Raw genomic sequence first — 17633 nt, 5'->3', positions numbered from 1 at the left:
GAACATGGCGCAGAGAGGGGACGGAGTCCATGGCCGTGGGAGGGGGGCGGGGTTTCGCCTCCGCTCATCGGGCCCGGAGGCTTCCGCCCCCTCGCCAGTTCTTAGAACTGGTAGCGCGCGGCGACGGTGAAGATGTCCGCGGTGCTGTCGAACTGGCCGGCCAGACGGTTGCCGGTGCCGGTCGTGATGTCGATGTCGGCGTTCTTGACGAACAGGTGGGCGTAGCCGGCGTCAACCGACAGGCCGTCCATGGGCTGCCAGCTCACGCCGGCGCTGATCCAGGTCCGCTCCTCATCCGGGATGCGGGGGGTGCGGTACTGGGTCTGGGAGGCGCGGCCGTCATGCGCCACGCCGGCACGGAACTGCAGGCTGTCGCTGGCCCGGTAGGTGCCGCCCAGGGACAGGAACCAGGTGTCCTGGTAGAACTGCTCATCCACCGCGTCCGGCTGGGCCGGGTTGGCGAAGCGGATGCGGATCTCCTCGAAGCTGGACCAGTTGGTCCAGGCCGCGGTGGCGTGCAGGCCAAAGGCGCCGATATCCTGGCTCAGGCTGAACTCCACCGTTTCCGGGGTGGTGAGGTCGGCCGTCGCGGCGGATTCGGGGGCGAAGGCCTGGATGCCGGCGGCGGTGAGCACGGCCCGCACCTGCGCCGGGGCGTCGAAGCTGGCCGTGCCTTCCAGCGTGTGGTCGATCTCGGACCGGTAGGTCACGCCGAAGCGGGTGCCCTGGACCGGCTCCACCAGCAGGCCCAGCGTATAGCCCCACGCCCAATCGTCGCCCTGCACCTCGGCGAAGCCGTCGGCGGTGGTGGGGAGGAAGCCGGGAATGCCCTGGGCGGCCAGGATGGCGCCGAAATCCACGGCGTTGGTCAGCTCCGCCTCCGCCCGCTGATAGGAGACGCCGCCGCCGATGCTCACCCCGTCCAGCGGCTCCCACGCCGCGGTCAGGGCCAGATTGGCGGTTTCCAGCTTGGACTTGATGGCGCTGTAGCGGCCAACCCAGTCGTCGTCATAATCCGTCTCCAGCCCGTAGGGGACGGTGGCCGCGAAGCCAAGACGGACAGGCAGGTTGGATGGAGCCCACATCAAATAGCCGGCCGGGACATAGAGCGGGTCCTCCGACTTGCCCTCGCTGCCGGCGATGGGGCGGCCCAGCGCGTCGGTGGAGGTTCCCTCGAACTCGGCACGGGGCCAGACGACGCTCAGCACCGCCTCGGCGCCGCTCTGCTCCAGCAGGGTCATACCGGCGGGATTGTTCCAGACGATGGACAGGTCGCGGGCGTCGGAATTCAGGCCGGCGAAGGCCGTGCCCAGCATGGCGGCGCTGTTCTCCCGGACCTGGAAACCGGCGGCATCGGCCTGGCCGGCCATCAGCGCTCCGGCGGCGACGCAGCCGGCAGCCGCTGCGGTGAGCCGCACGGGACGGCGAGCCGCAGGGGCGGAGGTCGGATGGGTTTTTTTCACGTTTCTTGTCCTGTTCAAAACGAAGACGGGCTGGCGGATCGCCGGATTAACATGGCGTCCCTCGCGGGGTTGCGGCCCGATGCGGCGAAAAGTGGGCTGGATTGCCGCAGGGGTGTCGCCGAAGTATGCTCCGGGTCCAGCGCCGCATTCCCGCGGCTCCGCCCACCGCCCCGCGGCCGACGCCGTCCGGGCTTCCGACCGGTCCCCATGTTCCTGAACCGTCACCCGATCCCGGTTTCCCTTGCGGGGCTGCTCCTGGCCTTCTGCCTCCTGCTGCCGCCGCGGGCGGCGCTGGCCGCGGCGGCGGAGATCACGCTGCTGTTCGTTGCGCGCACGACTGAGCTGACCGAGGCGGACAGGCGGGGCGGATTCGCGCGGCTTGCGGCGCTGGCGAAGGCGGAGAGGGCGCAGGGTCGGCCGGTGCTGTTCATCCATGGCGGCGACACGCTGAGCCATGGCGTGCTGTCCGCCTTCGACCAGGGCGCCCACCAGATCGACCTGCTGAACGCGCTGGAGATCGACGCCTTCGCGGTGCAGCCGCGCGAATATAATCATGGGGAGGATGTGCTGACCCGGCGGGCGGCGGAGGCGGCTTTCCCCATGGTGGCCAGCAATGTGCGCGACAGCGCCGGCGGCGGCACGGTGGAGGGAATGGAGGAATCGCTGGTCCTGTCCGCCGGTCCGTTCAAGATCGGGCTGATCTCCATCATCGGCACGGACGATCTGGTCCGCTCCGCCGCGCGCCGCAGCCGCCCGCTCGATCCACTGCCGACGGCGCGCGCGCGGGCGGAGGCGCTGAGGGCCAGGGGGGCGGATCTGGTGGTGGCCATGACATCCGACCGGCGCGGCCTGGATGTGGAACTTCGCGACAGCGGCATCGCGGACATCGTGTTCACGGCCGAACGGCCGGACATGCGGGCGGCGGTGGAAGTGGATGCGAAGACCCTGTTCGCCGCGCCCGCCAGCAATGCGCGCTGGGCCGTGGCGCTGGACATCGTCGCCGATCCGGCAGTCCGCCGGCCGGACGGAAGGCTGGACTGGCGCGCCACGGGGCGGGTGATCGACAGCGGGCTCTACCCGCCGGACCCGGCGGTGGGCCGGCTGGTGCAGTCCTATCTGGACCGGTTGGCGGCCCAGCAGGAAACGCCGGTGCTGACCCTCGCCACCGCCGTGGACACCCGGGCGGAGGCGGTGCGGACGGGGGAGAACGGCTTTGCCAATCTGGTGGCCGACACGGTGCGCGTCGCCATGGACGCGGACGCGGCCCTGCTGAACTCCGGGCTGATCCGGGGCTACCGGCAGTATGAACCCGGCCATGTGATGACACGGGGCGAGGTGCTGGCGGAACTGCCCTTCCGCAACCGGGTGCTGCTTCTGGAGCTGACAGGGGAGCAGCTGCGCACGGCCCTGGAGAACGCCCTGTTCGATGCGGAGAACCGGGGCGGAAGGGTGCCGGACGGGCGCTTCCCCGCGATTTCCAACATCCGTCTCTCCGCCGACCTGAGTCGCCCGCCGGGCGGAAGGCTGCTGGAAGTGCGGGTGGGCGGCCGTCCGCTGGATGCCGCCGCCGTCTACCGCGTCGCCACCACCGATTTCCTGGCCAGCGGCGGCGACGGGTACGGCGTCCTGTCCACGGCTCCCCGGCTGGTGGGAGAGACGGAGGCGGACCAGCTCAGCACCATCGTGCTGTCCGCCTGGAGCCAAATGGACAGCGCCGCCCCCGCGACGGACGGGCGGATCGAGTTGAAGACCCGGACGGGCCGGCGGTGAGAGGCGGGCGGCGCTGACGGGTGGGAAGTCCTGTGCTAGGATCGCGCCTGCGGCTCACCGTCGCGCCGTTCCTGGAAAAGCCCGGCCCATGTCGCCCATCGCCGCCGATCCCCCGCTTCCGGTCAGTGCGGGCCCCGCCCGCCGCCGGGCGGGCATCACCCTGCGGGTCACCGCCGGGCTGGTGGCGATGGCGGCCTTCGTGCTGGTGTCGGGCGGCCTTTCCCTCTTCGCCTTCAGCGAGGTGGAGGAGGATCTCTCCTCCCTCACCGGCCGGACCCTGCCGCGCATCACCGCCAGCGCCGAGTTGACCGGCGCCGTCCAGCAGTTGCTGACGCTGGTGCCGCTGCTGGCGGAGGCCGGTTCCCAGGCGGAGCGCCGGATGGCGCTCGACGGGCTGATGCGGCAGTCGGCCCTGACCGAAACGCGGCGCAAGGCGCTGGGCGGGCTGTCCGACGCGGAGGCGGAGATGTGGAGCCGCCTGTCGGACGAGGTCGGGACCTCGCTGGCTCAGCTCCAGACCACCATCGCCGAGCTGGACCGGGTCGTGGAGCGGCGGATCGAGGCGCAGGCCCGCGCCGGCGTGGACCTGGACGCCCTTTCCACCCTGATCGCCGCCGAGGCGGACCAGCCAGGGCCGGCGGACGTGGCGCCGGAAACCGCCGCGCGGCTGGTGGAATGGGAGCGGACCCTGGGCGCGCTGCTGGCCCGCCTGTCCGACCTGTCGCGGGCCAACCGGTTGAGCCAGCTCCGCGCCGACCGGCAGGCGGCTGAAAGGCATCTTGCCAGCCTGGACGGGATCGCCGCCAGCCTGCCCGCGGGGGAGCGGGAGCGGCTGACCGCCCAGCTCGACCGCATACGCGCCATCGTACTGGGCACGCCCGCCGCGCCGGGAGGCCCGCCCGCCTTCGGCCTGATCGATGCGGTGGAGGAGGCGCTGCAGGCGGAGACCCGGGCCAATGCCATCCGCAACCAGACCCACGCCCTGGCGGAAGGGGTGGAGTATGCCGCGCGCGAAATCTTCGCCACCGTCAACACCCAGGCCGCCCGCGACGCATCGGGGCTGGCGGCCATGCTGGACCATGAGCGGCGCATCGTCCTGCTGATCGTCCTGGCCTCCCTGCTGGTGGCGGCGGCGGTCTATGCCTGGTTCCGGGTGTTCCTGACCAGCCGGTTGACGGACCTGTCGGCGGCGGTGCTGGACCGGGTGGACGGAAAGCCGACCCCGGTGCCGGTCAGCGGCAATGACGAGATCACCGATATCGGCCAGGCGCTGTCCTGGTTCGTCGAGACCATCTCCGCCCGCGAGCAGGACCTGCTGGAGAGCGAGGGCCGCTTCCGCGATCTGGTGGAGGGGGCGCTGGTCGGCATCTACATCCATCACGAGTTCGAGATCGTCTTCTCCAACGAGACTTTCGCCCGGATGCTGGGCTACGGCTCGGTGGAGGAACTGATGCAGCAGCGCAGCCTGCTGGCCTACATCCCCGAGGAGCTGTGGCCCTTCGCCCGGGAGAACTACCGGATGATCGTCTCCGGCCGGGAGATCGGGCGGCACCGGGTCCATTCGCGCCGCCAGGACGGCAGCTATGTCTGGCTGGACCTGACGGAACGGCCGGTGGAATGGATGGGCCGTCCGGCCATCCAGTGCACCGTGGTCGACGTCACCCGCGAGGTCGAGGCGGAGACGGAGCTGGCGCGCAAATCCGCCCAGTTGCAGGCGGCGCTGGCCGCCATGCCCAGCGGCATCCTGATGGTGGGGCGGGACTTCACCATCCAGCTCGTCAACGACCGGGCGCGGGAACTGTGGGACGGCCCGCCCGAGCTGCTGCAGGTGGGGGCGAATGTCAGCGAGCTGGCCCATGTCGATGCCGCCCGGCGGGGAGAGCCGGCGTCCGTCGCCGACGAGCGGCTGCGCCGGCTGATCGATCCCGGCAACCCGGCCCGGCTGCTGTCCGAGGAGCGGGCGATGGCCAACGGGCGCATCCTGCTGATGCAGGGGCGCATGGTGCCCGATGGCGGGGCGGTGCTGACCTACACCGACATCACCCAGTTGAAGCGCATCCAGGCGGAGCTGAGCCAAGCCAGGGACGAGGCGGAGCAGGCGACCCGCGCCAAATCACTGTTCCTCGCCACCATGAGCCATGAGATCCGCACGCCGATGAACGGCGTCGTCGCCATGGGCCAGTTGCTGGCGCAGACCGACCTTTCGCCCGAACAGGCCATGATGGTGCGGGTGATCGGGGATTCGGCCCAGGCGCTGCTGACAATCATCAACGACATCCTGGACTTCTCAAAGATCGAGGCCGGCCATCTCGACCTGGAACGGGTGGAAATGCCGCTGGCCGATCTGGTGGAGGGGGTGGCGGACCTGCTGGCCCTGCGCGCCGCCGACAAGGGGCTGGCCTTCCAGGTCTTCATCGACCCGGCCCTGCCGGACCGCGTCGTCGGCGATCCCGTGCGGCTGCGGCAGGTGCTGCTGAACCTGGCCGGAAACGCCGTGAAATTCACCCAGGCCGGCCGGGTGGAGCTGACGGCGGAGCCCGGCAGCCATCCGGACCGGGTGCGGTTCCGGGTCTGCGACAGCGGCATCGGCATGTCGCCGGAACAGCAGTCCCGCCTGTTCCAGCCCTTCATGCAGGCCGATGCCAGCACGTCCCGCCGGTTCGGCGGCACCGGCCTCGGCCTGTCCATCAGCCGCCGGCTTGTGGAGCTGATGGGCGGGACCATCGAGGTGGAGAGCATGCAGGGCCAGGGCTCCACCTTCCAGGTGGAGGTGCCGCTTCCGGCGGTGGAGGGGGCGGTGACCCGGCCCGACCTTTCCGGCCTGCGCGTCGCCATCGCCACGGACGATCTGTGGCTGGACACCATCCTGTGCCTCTATCTCGCCGCCGCCGGGGCGGAGCCGCTGGCCCTGGTGCGGCCGCGCACGGTCGCCGGACAGCCGGAACTGGCGCTGCCCGACGGGGACGCGCCGCAGATCGCGCTGGTGGACATGCAGGGCTGGGGCGGGGCGGGGGCTGCCCTGCTGCCGGCGGTGGAGGCGCTGCTGCCAGGAACGGCCCGCATCCGGATCGGCGGCGGCAGCCAGAGCCGCGCCCTGGTCGGCGGCGGCCTGCCCGATCCGGTTCTGGCGAAGCCGGTGCGCCGCGCCCGCCTCTGGCGCGTCCTGGCCGCGGCCGCCGGCCGGCCGATGCCGGCGGAGGAGCATGGGCCGGGCGGCGGCCTGCCGCACTGGTCCGCCCCGACGCGGGAAGCGGTTGAGGCGGCGGGCGCCCTGATCCTGGTGGCGGAGGACAATCCCACCAACCGGCTGGTCATCCGGCACCAGCTCGAACGGCTGGGCTGCATCGCCGACATCGTCGCCAATGGCGAGGAGGCCCTGACCGCCCTGGCGACGCGCCGTTACGGCCTGCTGCTCACCGACTGCCACATGCCGGTCGTGGATGGCTACGAGCTGTCGGCGCGGCTGCGCCGGCGGGAGGCGGCCGACCGCCGCGGGACCCGCCTGCCGGTCATCGCGCTGACCGCCGACGCCATCCAGGGAACGCGGCAGCGCTGCCTGGATGCCGGAATGGACGGATATCTGGTGAAGCCGGTGGACCTGCTGGAGCTGGACGCGATCCTGCGCGACTGGCTGCCGGCCATTGCGGAGCTGCGCCGGCCCCTGGACCCGGCGGATGCGGCGGGCCGGCCTGCCCTGGCGGAAACCTCCGACCCGGCCGGCGGCGATGCCGCGGTGCTCGACCCCACGCGGCTGCGCGACGTGTTCGGCACACTGGACGGCCGTGCGGCGGAGATGCTGGAGCTTTATCGCAGCTCCACCGAACCGCTGCTGGCCGCCATACGCGCCGCCCTGGCGGTGGAGGATGCCGCCGCCCTGCGGCAGGCGGCACATGCGGCCAAGGGCGCCTCCATCGGCATCGGCGCCAAGGAGATGGGGGAGATAATGGCGGGGCTGGAGAGGGCCGCCCGTGCCGGCGACCTCACGCTTGCGGCGGAGCAGGCGGCGCGCCTGCCCGAGGCATGGTCCCGCCTGCTGTCCGAACTGGACGACTTCTCCGCCGCGGTCCGGGCGGACGCGGCGGCGGAGTAGGGCAAGGGATCAGGCCGGCGGCGCTTCCGCCTGTTCCTGCGCGCAGGCGGTTTCGAACAGCTTGGCCGGGCCGCCCTCCACCCATTCCAGGCCAGCGGGCAGCCCATCGGGACCGTAGCCAGCGCCCATGGTCACCACGGCGTCGCGCTTGCCGGCGCAGTCGACCAGGTGCCGCTGGATCAGCGTCTCCGCATCCCGCCGCAGCAGCAGAATGTCGATCATCGCCATGCCGGGATGGGCGGGATTGCGCTTGATGCTGGCGCTGTCGGCCACCACCAGCTCGGTGGCGACGGGCTGGACCAGGGACCAGGGTTCCAGCAGGGTCTTCTCCTCCAGCCGCTCCACCACCACCATGTGCGGCGGCAGCAGGCCCGCGGTGCGGTCGGCCCACTGGTAACGTACGGCGGCGGTGACGGCTATGATCGCCAGCGCGGCGACGGCGGCCATCATCCAGCGCGGCGGGCTGGCGCGGAACAGCTTGAAGCCCGCCATCACAAGGCCGACCGCCGCCAGCGCGGCGCAGGCCGCAATCACTACATCCAGGAACATTTCCCCCGAACCCTTTTTCCAGATTTGCCGACAAGCTATCCGGAATCGGGCAGGCTCCGCCAGCGTCCAGCCTTGCCGGCCACGTCAGGCCCGGCCGCCCCGATAGGCGGCGATGGCGGCGCCCTGCATGTTCTTCACGACCGAGAACGCGTCCTTCAGGTGGCCGCGCTCGAAAGGCGAGAGTTCCTGCGGGGTGAGATAGTTGTCGGGCTTGTGCCCGGCCCGCATCAGCCGGGCCTGGTGACGCAGCCGGACTAGGCTCAGGAATTCCAGCGCGTCGATCAGGTCGCGGCCGCCATCCTCGCTGATTCGGCCGTCCTTGACCGCCGCCTCGATCCGGTCATGGCTGTTCACCGGGGTGAGGCCGCCATCCAGAGCATAGATCCGTGCCAGATCCACGATGGGGGCGATGCCGCTGTGCTTCATGTCCAGCGTCCTGTTGTGCTCCCCGCCGGAGATCAGGACGAAGTTGCGGAAGATGCCCAGCGGCGGCTGGTGGGTCAGGGCGTTGCCCGTCATATGGCCCAGGAAGAGGCGGCTGCCCTTGGCCTGGGCCAGCACGGCCGATTGCAGCTCCTGGAACATGGCGGTGTCGCCGGCGACGGCGCGCATGTCGAAGAAGACGCTGGAATACATCAGCGCCTCCGGCTCCGGCTGGCCGATCCAGCGGGCGAAGGTCCGCTTCCATCCGGTCAGCGTCTGCCGCCAGCGCGGGTTCATGGCCATGATGCCGCCGGGGCAGTGCACATAGCCGGCAATGTCCAGCCCGTCGCAGACGAAGCGGGCGAATCGCTCGAACCAGACGGCGTGCCGGGTCGGGTCGTAGCTGTCGGCGATGACCAGGCAATTATCCTGGTCGGAGCGGGCCGTCTGCTCGTTCCGGCCCTGCGATCCGACGGCCAGCCACAGCCAGGGCACCGGGGCGGGACCCAGCTCCGCCTCCGCCAGTTGGATCAGCCGGGTGGTGGACGCATCCGCCAGGGTAGAGACGGCGTGGCCGATGCTGTAGGCGCTGGCACCGCCCTCCACCAGCTCATAGACCATGTCGGGGATGCCGCTCAGGGCCTCCGCGATGCCGTGCGGGTCGGTGCGCTGGGCCACGTCGCCGGCCAGATAGACGACCGACTTGGATTGGGTGCGCAGCAGATCCGTGGTGGTCACCACGCCCACCGGCACCTCCCCCCGTACGACCGGCAGATGGTGGATGTCGTGGCGCGACATCAGGATCAGCGCCTCGAACAGCCAAGCTGTGGCCTGGATCGCCTGCGGCTTCGCCGTCATCACCTGCTCCACCGGCAGGTCGGGGGAGAGGCCGGCGGCCAGCACGCGGCGGCGCAGGTCCCGGTCGGTGAGGATGCCGCGCAGCCGGCCTGCCTCCACCACCAGCAGGCAGGAGACATTGTGGCTGCTCATCGCCTCGGCGGCCTGCCGGATACTGGCGTCGGGCGCGATGGTGACCGGTTCCCGCTTCAGCAGTTCGGCGAGCCGCCGGCCGGTCAGGCCCCACCGTTCCGTCACGGCGCTGCCGCCCCGCGCGCCGCGCAGCCGGTCCCCGCCCTGGGGGGAGAAGAAATAGCCGAAGCTGGGATGGGTGGCCCGCAGCCGGTCGAACTCCGCCCGCGGCAGGTCGTAAAGCTCCGTATCCTCCAGCGCGGTGATCTGGTTCACCGCCGTGCCGCCGGCCAGCAGGGCGCGCACGCCGGCGCATTCCCCCTCGCCCAGGCGGGCCAGCAGGTGCCCCTCCGGCGAGCGCGTCTCCAGCGCGCCATGGCGCACTACGCTCAACGCGCCGACCCGGTCGCCGGGCGCCATCAATATCCCGCCGCGGCGGATGGAACGCTGGGCGATCCTGCGCGCCAGCGCTTCCAGCTCCGTGTCCGGCAGCAGGGCGAACGGGTGGTGTTCCGCCAGGAACTCCCGGATCGGCTGGAACGGGTCATCCATGGGCAAGACCTCCTGCCCGGCATTGTGACCGGGGCGCCCGCAGGTCACAAAAGAAAACGGGCGGAGTTCCCGGAGGAACCCCGCCCGCTCTCATGCTCTGATTGGAGCGGAAGCGGTCAGTGGTGGGCGATGGCCGCCGCCGCGCCGCGCGGCGACCGGATGAAGTCCACCAGATCCTGGATACGCTGCGGCGGGGCCGCAGTGAGGCGGCTGATGATGAAGGCCGCGACGAAGTTCAGGATCATGCCGATGAAGCCGATGCCTTCCGGCGAGATGCCGAACCACCAGTTGTCGGCCACGTTGGCGGTCGGGTTGATGAACTTGAAGTACAGGATGTAGGCGAAGGTGAAGCCCAGACCCAGCAACATGCCGACGATGGCGCCTTCCCGGTTGATGCGCTTGGAGAAGATGCCCATTAGGATGGCCGGGAACAGCGAGGATGCCGCCAGACCGAAGGCGAAGGCCACCACCTGGGCCACGAAGCCCGGCGGGTTGTAGCCCATGTAGCCCGCGATGACGATGGCGACCGCGGCGGAGATGCGGCCGGCCATCAGCTCCTGCTTTTCGCTGATGCCCTTCGCGAAGGTGCTCTTCATCAGGTCGTGCGACACGGCCGAGGAGATCACCAGCAGCAGTCCGGCGGCGGTGGAGAGCGCCGCGGCGATGCCGCCGGCCGCGACCAGGGCAATCACCCAGTTCGGCAGCCGCGCGATTTCCGGATTGGCCAGGACCATGATGTCGTTGTCGACGGTCAGCTCATTGCCGGCCCAGCCATACTGCTGCGCCTGCTCGGCCGGGAAGCGGGCCTCGTTGTAGTACTGGATGCGGCCGTCGCCGTTCTTGTCCTGGAACTTCAGCAGGCCGGTCTGCTCCCAGCGCTGGAACCACCCCGGACGCTCATCATAGACCAGATTGCCGTCCGGCGCGCCCACCGGACCGGACTGGATCGTGTCCGTCAGGTTGTAGCGGGCCATGGCGCCCACGGCCGGGGCGCAGAGATACAGCAGGGCGATGAAGAACAGGGCCCAGCCGGCGGAGGCGCGGGCGTCGCGCACGCGCGGCACGGTGAAGAAGCGCACGATGACGTGCGGCAGGCCGGCCGTACCGACCATCAGCGCCGCGGTGATCGCGAAGATATCGATGACCGACTTGTTGCCGTCGGTGAACTGTGTGAAGCCGAGGTCCGAGATGACCTGGTTCAGCCTGTCCAGCAGATAGGTGTCCTCGCCCCGCAGCGTGTCGCCGAAGGCCAGCGGCGGCACCGGGTTGCCGGTGAGCTGCAGGCTGATGAAGACGGCCGGGATGATGTAGGCGGCGATCAGCACGCAGTACTGGGCCACCTGGGTGTAGGTGATGCCCTTCATCCCGCCCAGCACCGCGTAGATGAAGACGATGCCCATGCCGACCAGCAAGCCGGTCAGGATCTCCACCTCGAGGAAGCGGGAGAAGACGATGCCGACGCCGCGCATCTGGCCCGCGACGTAGGTGAAGGAGATGAAGATCAGGCAGATCACGGCCACCACGCGCGCGGTCTGGCTGTAGTACCGGTCGCCGATGAACTCCGGCACCGTGAACTTGCCGTACTTGCGCAGGTAGGGCGCCAGCAGCATGGCCAGCAGCACATAGCCGCCGGTCCAGCCCATGAGGTAGACGGAGCCGTCATACCCCAGGAAGGAGATCAGGCCGGCCATGGAGATGAAGGAGGCGGCCGACATCCAGTCCGCGCCGGTGGCCATGCCGTTGGCGATCGGGTTCACACCCTTGCCGGCCACGTAGAACTCACCGGTGCTGGATGCACGCGTCCAGATGGCGATGCCGATGTAGAGGGCGAAGCTGAGCCCCACTACGATGTAGGTCAGTGTTTTAAGATCCATCGTTCCGACTCCCCCTTACTGCTCGTCGACGTCGAATTCGCGGTCGAGCTTGTTCATCCGCCAGGCGTAGTAGACGATCAGAATCAGGAAGATGACGATCGAACCTTGCTGGGAGAACCAGAAGCCCAGAGGGAAGCCGGCGAGTCGGAAGTTGTTCAGCGCATCGGCAAAGAGAATGCCTGCGCCGTAGGAGACCGCAAACCAGATGACCAGACATATGGCGACGGTACGAAGGTTCGCGGCCCAATATCGGCGCGCTGCGGTGTCCAGGTTGTCACTCACGCGTTACCTCCCTTGATTCATTAGCTTTGGCAGGATTTCAGCAGACCCGGCAACCATCGTCCATGGCACAGAAACCCTGAAACGTCAAAGGGGTGCGCGTTCGACTCGCCATATGGATAAACAGACTAAAGCATCTGTTTTCCTGCAAATTCTGGATCATTGCGGTTCCGGCATGAAAGTTCGGTCAGGCACCTGACCGGCGGGGAGAAGCGGTTTCCCCGTCCTGAACGCCGCTCGCGCACCGGATTCGCGCGACTCGGAACATAAGCTGCGCCGTGCCTGCAAGAGTCGGTCGGAATCTTGCGATCTCCTCGCTTCGGCGGGTAACAATCCGCTGATCGCGCTGTTTCACCGCGTCGGCTACGTGGAATCGTGTATTTCACACTTTGCCTTGCCGGAGCTGCATGCCTGTCCCGCCGCCGTCAGGGGACTTGGTGGCCCGGACAGTGGAAATCGCACCTAATCCATTGCGGCAGAAGGGAAATTCCCCAACGCCAATCTGACATATAGAACAATACGAATATGTAGAAATAATATTTCACCTCGACATCGGGCGTCGATGACGCAACCTTATGGTCGATGAACCCACAATGGGGGCGTTTCATGGCCTTGAAGACCTTTCCGATCTCGATGGCGCTCTCCGGGCGTGCCGTCCTGCTGGCCGGCGGGTCGGAGTCCATGCTGCGCAAGGCGCGCCTGCTGGCGCCCTTCGGCGCCCGCCTCCGCGTGGTCGATCCGGAACCGCTGGCCGACCTCGCCGCCATGGCGGCGGAGGTGCGTCGGCGCGGTTTCCAGCATGGCGACCTGGACGATGTCGCGCTGGCCTTCGCCGACGGCGATGACGAGGCGCTGTCCGCCGAGGTGTCGGCCCTGGCCCGCGCCCGCGGCATTCCGGTGAACGTGCCGGACCGTCCGCACCTGTCCAGCTTCATCATGCCGGCCATCATCGACCGCGACCCGATCACCATCGCCATCAGCTCCGGCGGGGCGACGCCCGTGCTGGTGCGCCGTCTGCGGGAGAAGCTGGAGGCCGTGCTGCACCCGAATCTGGGCGTGCTGGCCCGCTTCCTGGACGGGTTCCGCCCGGCCGTGAAGGCGACCCGCGATGGCGAGATCGAGAAGCGCCGCTTCTGGGAAGCGGTGGTGGACGGGCCTGTCGCCGACCGGGCGCTGGCCGGCGACCTGGCGGGCGCCAACGACGCCATGGCCCGCGCCCTCAACGATCCCGCCTACGGCCAGCAGGCCGCCGGCCGCGTGGCCCTGGTGGGGGCGGGGCCGGGCGATCCGGACCTGCTGACCATCCGCGCCCTGCGCGTGCTGCAGGATGCCGACGTGGTGGTGCATGACAAGCTGGTCGACGACCGGATCATGGATTATGTCCGCCGCGACGCCCGCCGCATCTATGTCGGCAAGTCCAAGGCGAACCACACGCTGAGCCAGGAGGAGATCAACCGCCTGCTGGTGGCGGAGGCGGCGGCCGGCCACCGGGTGGTGCGGCTGAAGGGCGGCGACCCCTTCGTCTTCGGGCGCGGCGGGGAAGAGGTGGAGGCCCTGCGCGCCGCCGGCATCGCGGTGGAGGTGGTGCCCGGCATCACCGCGGCGCTGGGCTGCGGCGCCATCAGCACCATCCCGGTCACCCACCGCGGCCTGTCCCAGGGCGTCACCTTCCTGACCGGACATGGCAGGGATGGCGAGCCCGAGCTGGATTGGGAAGCGCTGGCCCGTTTGAAGCACACGCTGGTGATCTATATGGGGCTGTCTGCCGCCGGCATGATTACCCGCCGCCTGTGCGATGCCGGGATGGGCCCGGATACCCCCGCCGCCCTGATCGAGAAGGGGACGCGCCCCGACCAGGTGCTGGCGGTGGGCACGCTGGGCACGCTGGCCGACATGGCCGCCGCCCACCATATGGCCGGACCGGCCTTGATCGTGGTGGGCGAGGTCGTGCGTCTGGCCGATCCCGCCCGCATCACCGAGATCGTCCGGCCCGCACTGGCCGTTGCCGCCGAGTAAGGAACGAAGAAGCATGCTGGTGAAAGCAAGAGGCCCCGTTCAGGCCGTCAGCGCGAACCGCCTCTCCGACGGGATCGCCGTGTGGCTCGGCCCGGACCACCGCTGGGTGGACCGGGTGGAGGAGGCCGGCGCGTTCGAAGGCGAAGCCATCGCCCAGGCGCTGGAGGCCGCGAAGGCCGACATGGCCGCCCGGCTGGTGGTCGACGTCTACCCGCTGGATGTGCGCGTCGAGGATGGCCGCACCATCCCCACCCACATCCGCGAGCGTATGAAGGCGCTGGGCCCCAGCATCCGTTCCGACCTCGGCAAACAGGCGGAAGCTCCTTCCGCCGTCATCCTGTGATCCCTGGAGACGCCAGCATGAACCACATGCCCCAGCCCTCCGACTTCGGCCCCGACAATGCGGGTCCGCGTCACAACGCGCCCGACCGGCACGCCGGCGTCTACCGCTATGACGAGCTGGACAAGGAATTCGTCTTCCAGCGCGTGGAGCAGTTCCGCGCCCAGGTCGAGCGCCGCCTGAAGGGCGAGCTGACCGAGGACGAGTTCAAGCCGCTCCGCCTGATGAACGGCGTCTATCTCCAGCTCCACGCCTACATGCTGCGGGTGGCGATCCCGTACGGCATGCTGGATTCCACCAAGATGCGCCGGCTGGCGGAGATCGGGCGGAAGTGGGACCGCGGCTACGGCCACTTCACCACCCGCCAGAACCTGCAGTTCAACTGGCCGGCCCTGGTGGACGTGCCGGAGATGCTGACGGCGCTGGCCGAGGTGGACATGCATGCCATCCAGACCAGCGGCAACTGCATCCGCAACGTCACCACCGACCATTTCTGCGGCGCGGCGGCGGACGAGATCGTGGACCCGCGGGTCTATGCCGAGATCCTGCGCCAGTGGTCGACGCTGCACCCCGAGTTCAGCTTCCTGCCGCGCAAGTTCAAGATCGCCATCTCCGGTACGCCGCAGGACCGCGCCGCCGTGCGCACCCACGATATCGGCCTGACCGCCACGCGGAGCGAGGCCGGCGAGGTGGGCTTCACGGTCTATGCCGGCGGCGGGCAGGGGCGCAGCCCCTTCCTGGCGGTGAAGCTGCGCGACTTCGTGGCGGAGCCGGAGCTGCTGGCCTATCTGGAAGCCATCCTGCGCGTCTACAACCAGTACGGCCGCCGCGACAACATCTACAAGGCCCGCATCAAGATCCTGGTGCATGAGCTGGGGGCCGAGGAATTCACCCGGCTGGTCGAGGAGGAGTATGCGCGGATGCCCAGGGCGGAATACGCCCTGGCGCCCGAGGTGGTGGAGGCCATCCAGACCCACTTCGCCCTGCCGCCGCTGACCGCGCTGCCGGCGGAGAGCGAGGCGTTCGATGAGGCGAAGCGTAGTGACCGCGCCTTCGCGCGCTGGACCAAGTCCAACCTGCATCCGCACCGCGCCCCCGGCTACGCCATCGCCACCATCAGCCTGAAGCCCGTCGGCGGCATCCCCGGCGACGTGACGTCAGACCAGATGGACGCGCTGGCCGAGCTGGCCGACCGCTACAGCTTCGGGGAGCTGCGCGTCACGCACGAGCAGAACCTGGTGCTGGCCCATGTGCGCAAGGACGACCTCTACCCGCTGTGGCAGGCGCTGGAGGCCATCGGTCTCGGCACCGCCAATGTGGGGCTGGTCAGCGACATCATCGCCTGCCCGGGCCTGGATTACTGCGCGCTGGCCAACGCCCGCTCCATCCCCGTCTCCCAGGCCATCTCGGAGCGGTTCGCGGATCTGGACCAGCAGCACGACATCGGCGAGCTGAAGATCAAGATCAGCGGCTGCATCAATGCCTGCGGCCACCACCATGTGGGCCATATCGGCATCCTGGGCGTCGACAAGAAGGGCGAGGAATTCTACCAGATCCTGCTGGGCGGCGATGCCGGCCCGAACGCGGCGCTGGCGGAGATCGCCGGCCCCGGCTTCGACTATGACGGCATCGTGGATGCGGTGGAGACGGTGGTGAAGACCTACCTGTCCGTCCGCAGCGGTCCGCAGGAACGCTTCATCGACACGCTGGCCCGGCTGGGCCATGCCCCGTTCAAGGAGGCGCTCTATGGCGCTGCTTGAGAATGGCTGTCCCGTCGCGGACGCCTGGACCTTCGTTCCCGACGACCAGCCGATCCCGGCCGAGGGGCCGGTGATCGTCACCCTGGCCCGCCTGACCGCGGAAGGCAACGCCATCGCCGCCGACCGCAAGCTCGGCGTCCGGCTCGCCAGCTCCGAGCTGGCGAAGGCGGTCGCACCCTATCTGGAGCGGCTGTCCCTGGTGGCCGTGGAGTTCCCGAAGTTCCGTGACGGGCGCGGCTTCTCCACCGCCCGCGAGTTGCGGGAGCATTACAGCTACACGGGCGACATCCGCGCCGTGGGCCACACGCTGCCGGACCAGTACCGTTTCCTGCTGCGGGTGGGCTTCACCCAGGTGGAAGCGCCGGACGACCGCGACCTGCGGGCCTGGGAACAGGCGCTGACGCAGATCGACATCGCGTATCAGCGCGCGACCGATGCGCCGACGCCGGCCAGCCTGCTGCGCCGCCGGTACACCCAGAAAGTGACATCATGAGCATTCTCGACCTGCATCGCCGGGTGGCGGATCTCAACGAGCGCTACGGCCACCTCAATGGCGAGGAGCTGCTGCGGCCGCTGCTGACGGAAGAGCTGAAGGGCGAGATCGCCCTAGTCTCCTCCTTCGGGGCGGAGAGCGCGGTGCTGCTGCATCAGGCGTCGCGCATCGATCCCGGCGTGCCGGTGATCTTCATCAACACCGGCAAGCTGTTCGGGGAGACCCTGCGCTACCGCGACACGCTGGTGTCCCGGCTGGGCCTGACCGACGTGCGCGAGCCGCGGCCCGATCCGGAGGATGAGGCCAGGGAGGACCCGCACGGGCTGCTGTGGCGGCAGAATGCGGGCGCCTGCTGCGCGCTCCGCAAGGTGCGGCCGCTGGCCAAGTCGCTGGAGCCGTTCGGGGCCTGGATCACCGGCCGCAAGCGCTATCAGGCCGCGACCCGCACTGTGCTGCCGGTGATCGAGGCGGCGGACGGCAAGATCAAGGTCAACCCGCTGGCCGGGTGGGGCCGCGACGAGCTGACCGCCTATCTCGACCGGCACGACCTGCCGCGGCATCCGCTGGAGGCGGACGGTTACCTCTCCATCGGCTGCATGCCCTGCACCGACCGCGTCGCGCCGGGCGAGGACCCGCGGGCCGGGCGCTGGCGCGGGCAGGAGAAGACGGAGTGCGGCATCCACCTGCCGATGAGCGCCGTCGGGGGCGCGCAATGACGGGCCTGCCGTCCGGCCGCGAACCGGTGGAGGCGCAGAGCTGCCCGGAGGCGGACACCGCCGACGGGCGGCGCGGGTTGAACCCGCGGATGCGCTCCCACCTGGAATCGGTCGCCAAGGCGGTGAGCTGGCGGGTCACGGCGGGGATCGACACCTTCGTGATCAGCTACCTCGTCACCGGCAGCGTCAAAGGCGCCGGCTCCATCGCCTTGATGGAGCTGTTCACCAAGATCGGCCTGTTCTGGGCACATGAACGGGCCTGGTTACGCATCGGGCGGCTCAATCTTTCCCGGTTCCTACCGGGGCGGACGCGCCCGTCTTCCGGAGTTGAGTGATGGC

General features: G+C 69.5%; 13 protein-coding genes. 8 read left to right on the top strand and 5 right to left on the bottom strand.

The features are described from left to right. Window positions 1–101: 101 nt before the first annotated feature. On the bottom strand, window positions 102–1463 hold the full coding sequence (locus DOL89_RS12585) for an OmpP1/FadL family transporter (protein WP_162937486.1): 1362 nt from the start codon (window positions 1461–1463) through the stop codon (window positions 102–104). Window positions 1464–1670: 207 nt separating this feature from the next. Between DOL89_RS12585 and DOL89_RS12580 the strand changes: the two genes are divergently transcribed. Beyond that, window positions 1671–3233: a bifunctional metallophosphatase/5'-nucleotidase gene (locus DOL89_RS12580; RefSeq protein ID WP_119679469.1), complete on the top strand. Its 1563-nt coding sequence runs from the start codon at window positions 1671–1673 to the stop codon at window positions 3231–3233. Between the two features lie 88 nt (window positions 3234–3321). Further along, a complete protein-coding gene (locus DOL89_RS12575; RefSeq protein WP_119679468.1) occupies window positions 3322–7323 on the top strand; it encodes an ATP-binding protein in 4002 nt (1333 codons plus the stop codon). 9 nt (window positions 7324–7332) lie between these two features. Here DOL89_RS12575 and DOL89_RS12570 read toward each other — a convergent pair whose 3' ends face one another. The 4 genes from DOL89_RS12570 to DOL89_RS12555 form a co-directional block, all read right to left on the bottom strand. Continuing rightward, window positions 7333–7872 carry a hypothetical protein gene (locus tag DOL89_RS12570; RefSeq protein WP_119679467.1) on the bottom strand — a complete coding sequence of 180 codons (540 nt, stop codon included), beginning with the start codon at window positions 7870–7872 and terminating at the stop codon, window positions 7333–7335. Window positions 7873–7956: 84 nt separating this feature from the next. Beyond that, on the bottom strand, window positions 7957–9816 hold the full coding sequence (locus DOL89_RS12565) for a DUF294 nucleotidyltransferase-like domain-containing protein (protein ID WP_119679466.1): 1860 nt from the start codon (window positions 9814–9816) through the stop codon (window positions 7957–7959). A 116-nt stretch (window positions 9817–9932) separates the two neighbouring features. Then, a complete protein-coding gene (locus DOL89_RS12560; RefSeq protein ID WP_119679465.1) occupies window positions 9933–11690 on the bottom strand; it encodes a sodium:solute symporter family protein in 1758 nt (585 codons plus the stop codon). Window positions 11691–11705: 15 nt separating this feature from the next. Beyond that, entirely contained in the window at window positions 11706–11972 is a 267-nt protein-coding gene (locus DOL89_RS12555) for a DUF4212 domain-containing protein (RefSeq protein ID WP_225889784.1), read from the bottom strand. Window positions 11973–12575: 603 nt separating this feature from the next. On the opposite strand from DOL89_RS12555, the gene cysG reads away from it, so the two are divergent. The 6 genes from cysG to DOL89_RS12525 are packed head-to-tail and all read left to right on the top strand — an operon-like array spanning window position 12576 to window position 17629. Continuing rightward, entirely contained in the window at window positions 12576–13985 is a 1410-nt protein-coding gene (cysG, locus tag DOL89_RS12550; protein WP_119679464.1) for a siroheme synthase CysG, read from the top strand. Between the two features lie 13 nt (window positions 13986–13998). Beyond that, window positions 13999–14328, top strand: a complete 330-nt coding sequence (locus DOL89_RS12545) for a DUF2849 domain-containing protein (protein WP_119679463.1) — start codon at window positions 13999–14001, stop codon at window positions 14326–14328. A gap of 17 nt (window positions 14329–14345) precedes the next feature. Beyond that, window positions 14346–16085, top strand: a complete 1740-nt coding sequence (locus DOL89_RS12540) for a nitrite/sulfite reductase (protein WP_119679462.1) — start codon at window positions 14346–14348, stop codon at window positions 16083–16085. Continuing rightward, entirely contained in the window at window positions 16072–16578 is a 507-nt protein-coding gene (locus DOL89_RS12535) for a DUF934 domain-containing protein (protein WP_119679461.1), read from the top strand. Before DOL89_RS12540 ends, DOL89_RS12535 begins: the two co-directional genes overlap by 14 nt. Next, window positions 16575–17294: a phosphoadenylyl-sulfate reductase gene (locus DOL89_RS12530; protein ID WP_119679460.1), complete on the top strand. Its 720-nt coding sequence runs from the start codon at window positions 16575–16577 to the stop codon at window positions 17292–17294. Before DOL89_RS12535 ends, DOL89_RS12530 begins: the two co-directional genes overlap by 4 nt. After that, complete coding sequence (locus DOL89_RS12525) at window positions 17291–17629, top strand: DUF2061 domain-containing protein (protein ID WP_205574578.1); 339 nt, start codon at window positions 17291–17293, stop codon at window positions 17627–17629. The genes DOL89_RS12530 and DOL89_RS12525 overlap by 4 nt, the downstream gene beginning before the upstream one ends. Window positions 17630–17633 lie beyond the last annotated feature (4 nt).

The organism is Indioceanicola profundi (genome assembly GCF_003568845.1).
GTDB classification, from domain to species: domain Bacteria; phylum Pseudomonadota; class Alphaproteobacteria; order Azospirillales; family Azospirillaceae; genus Indioceanicola; species Indioceanicola profundi.
The sequence above is the reverse complement of the archived record's forward strand: the minus strand, read 5'-3'. Positions and strand labels throughout refer to the sequence as shown.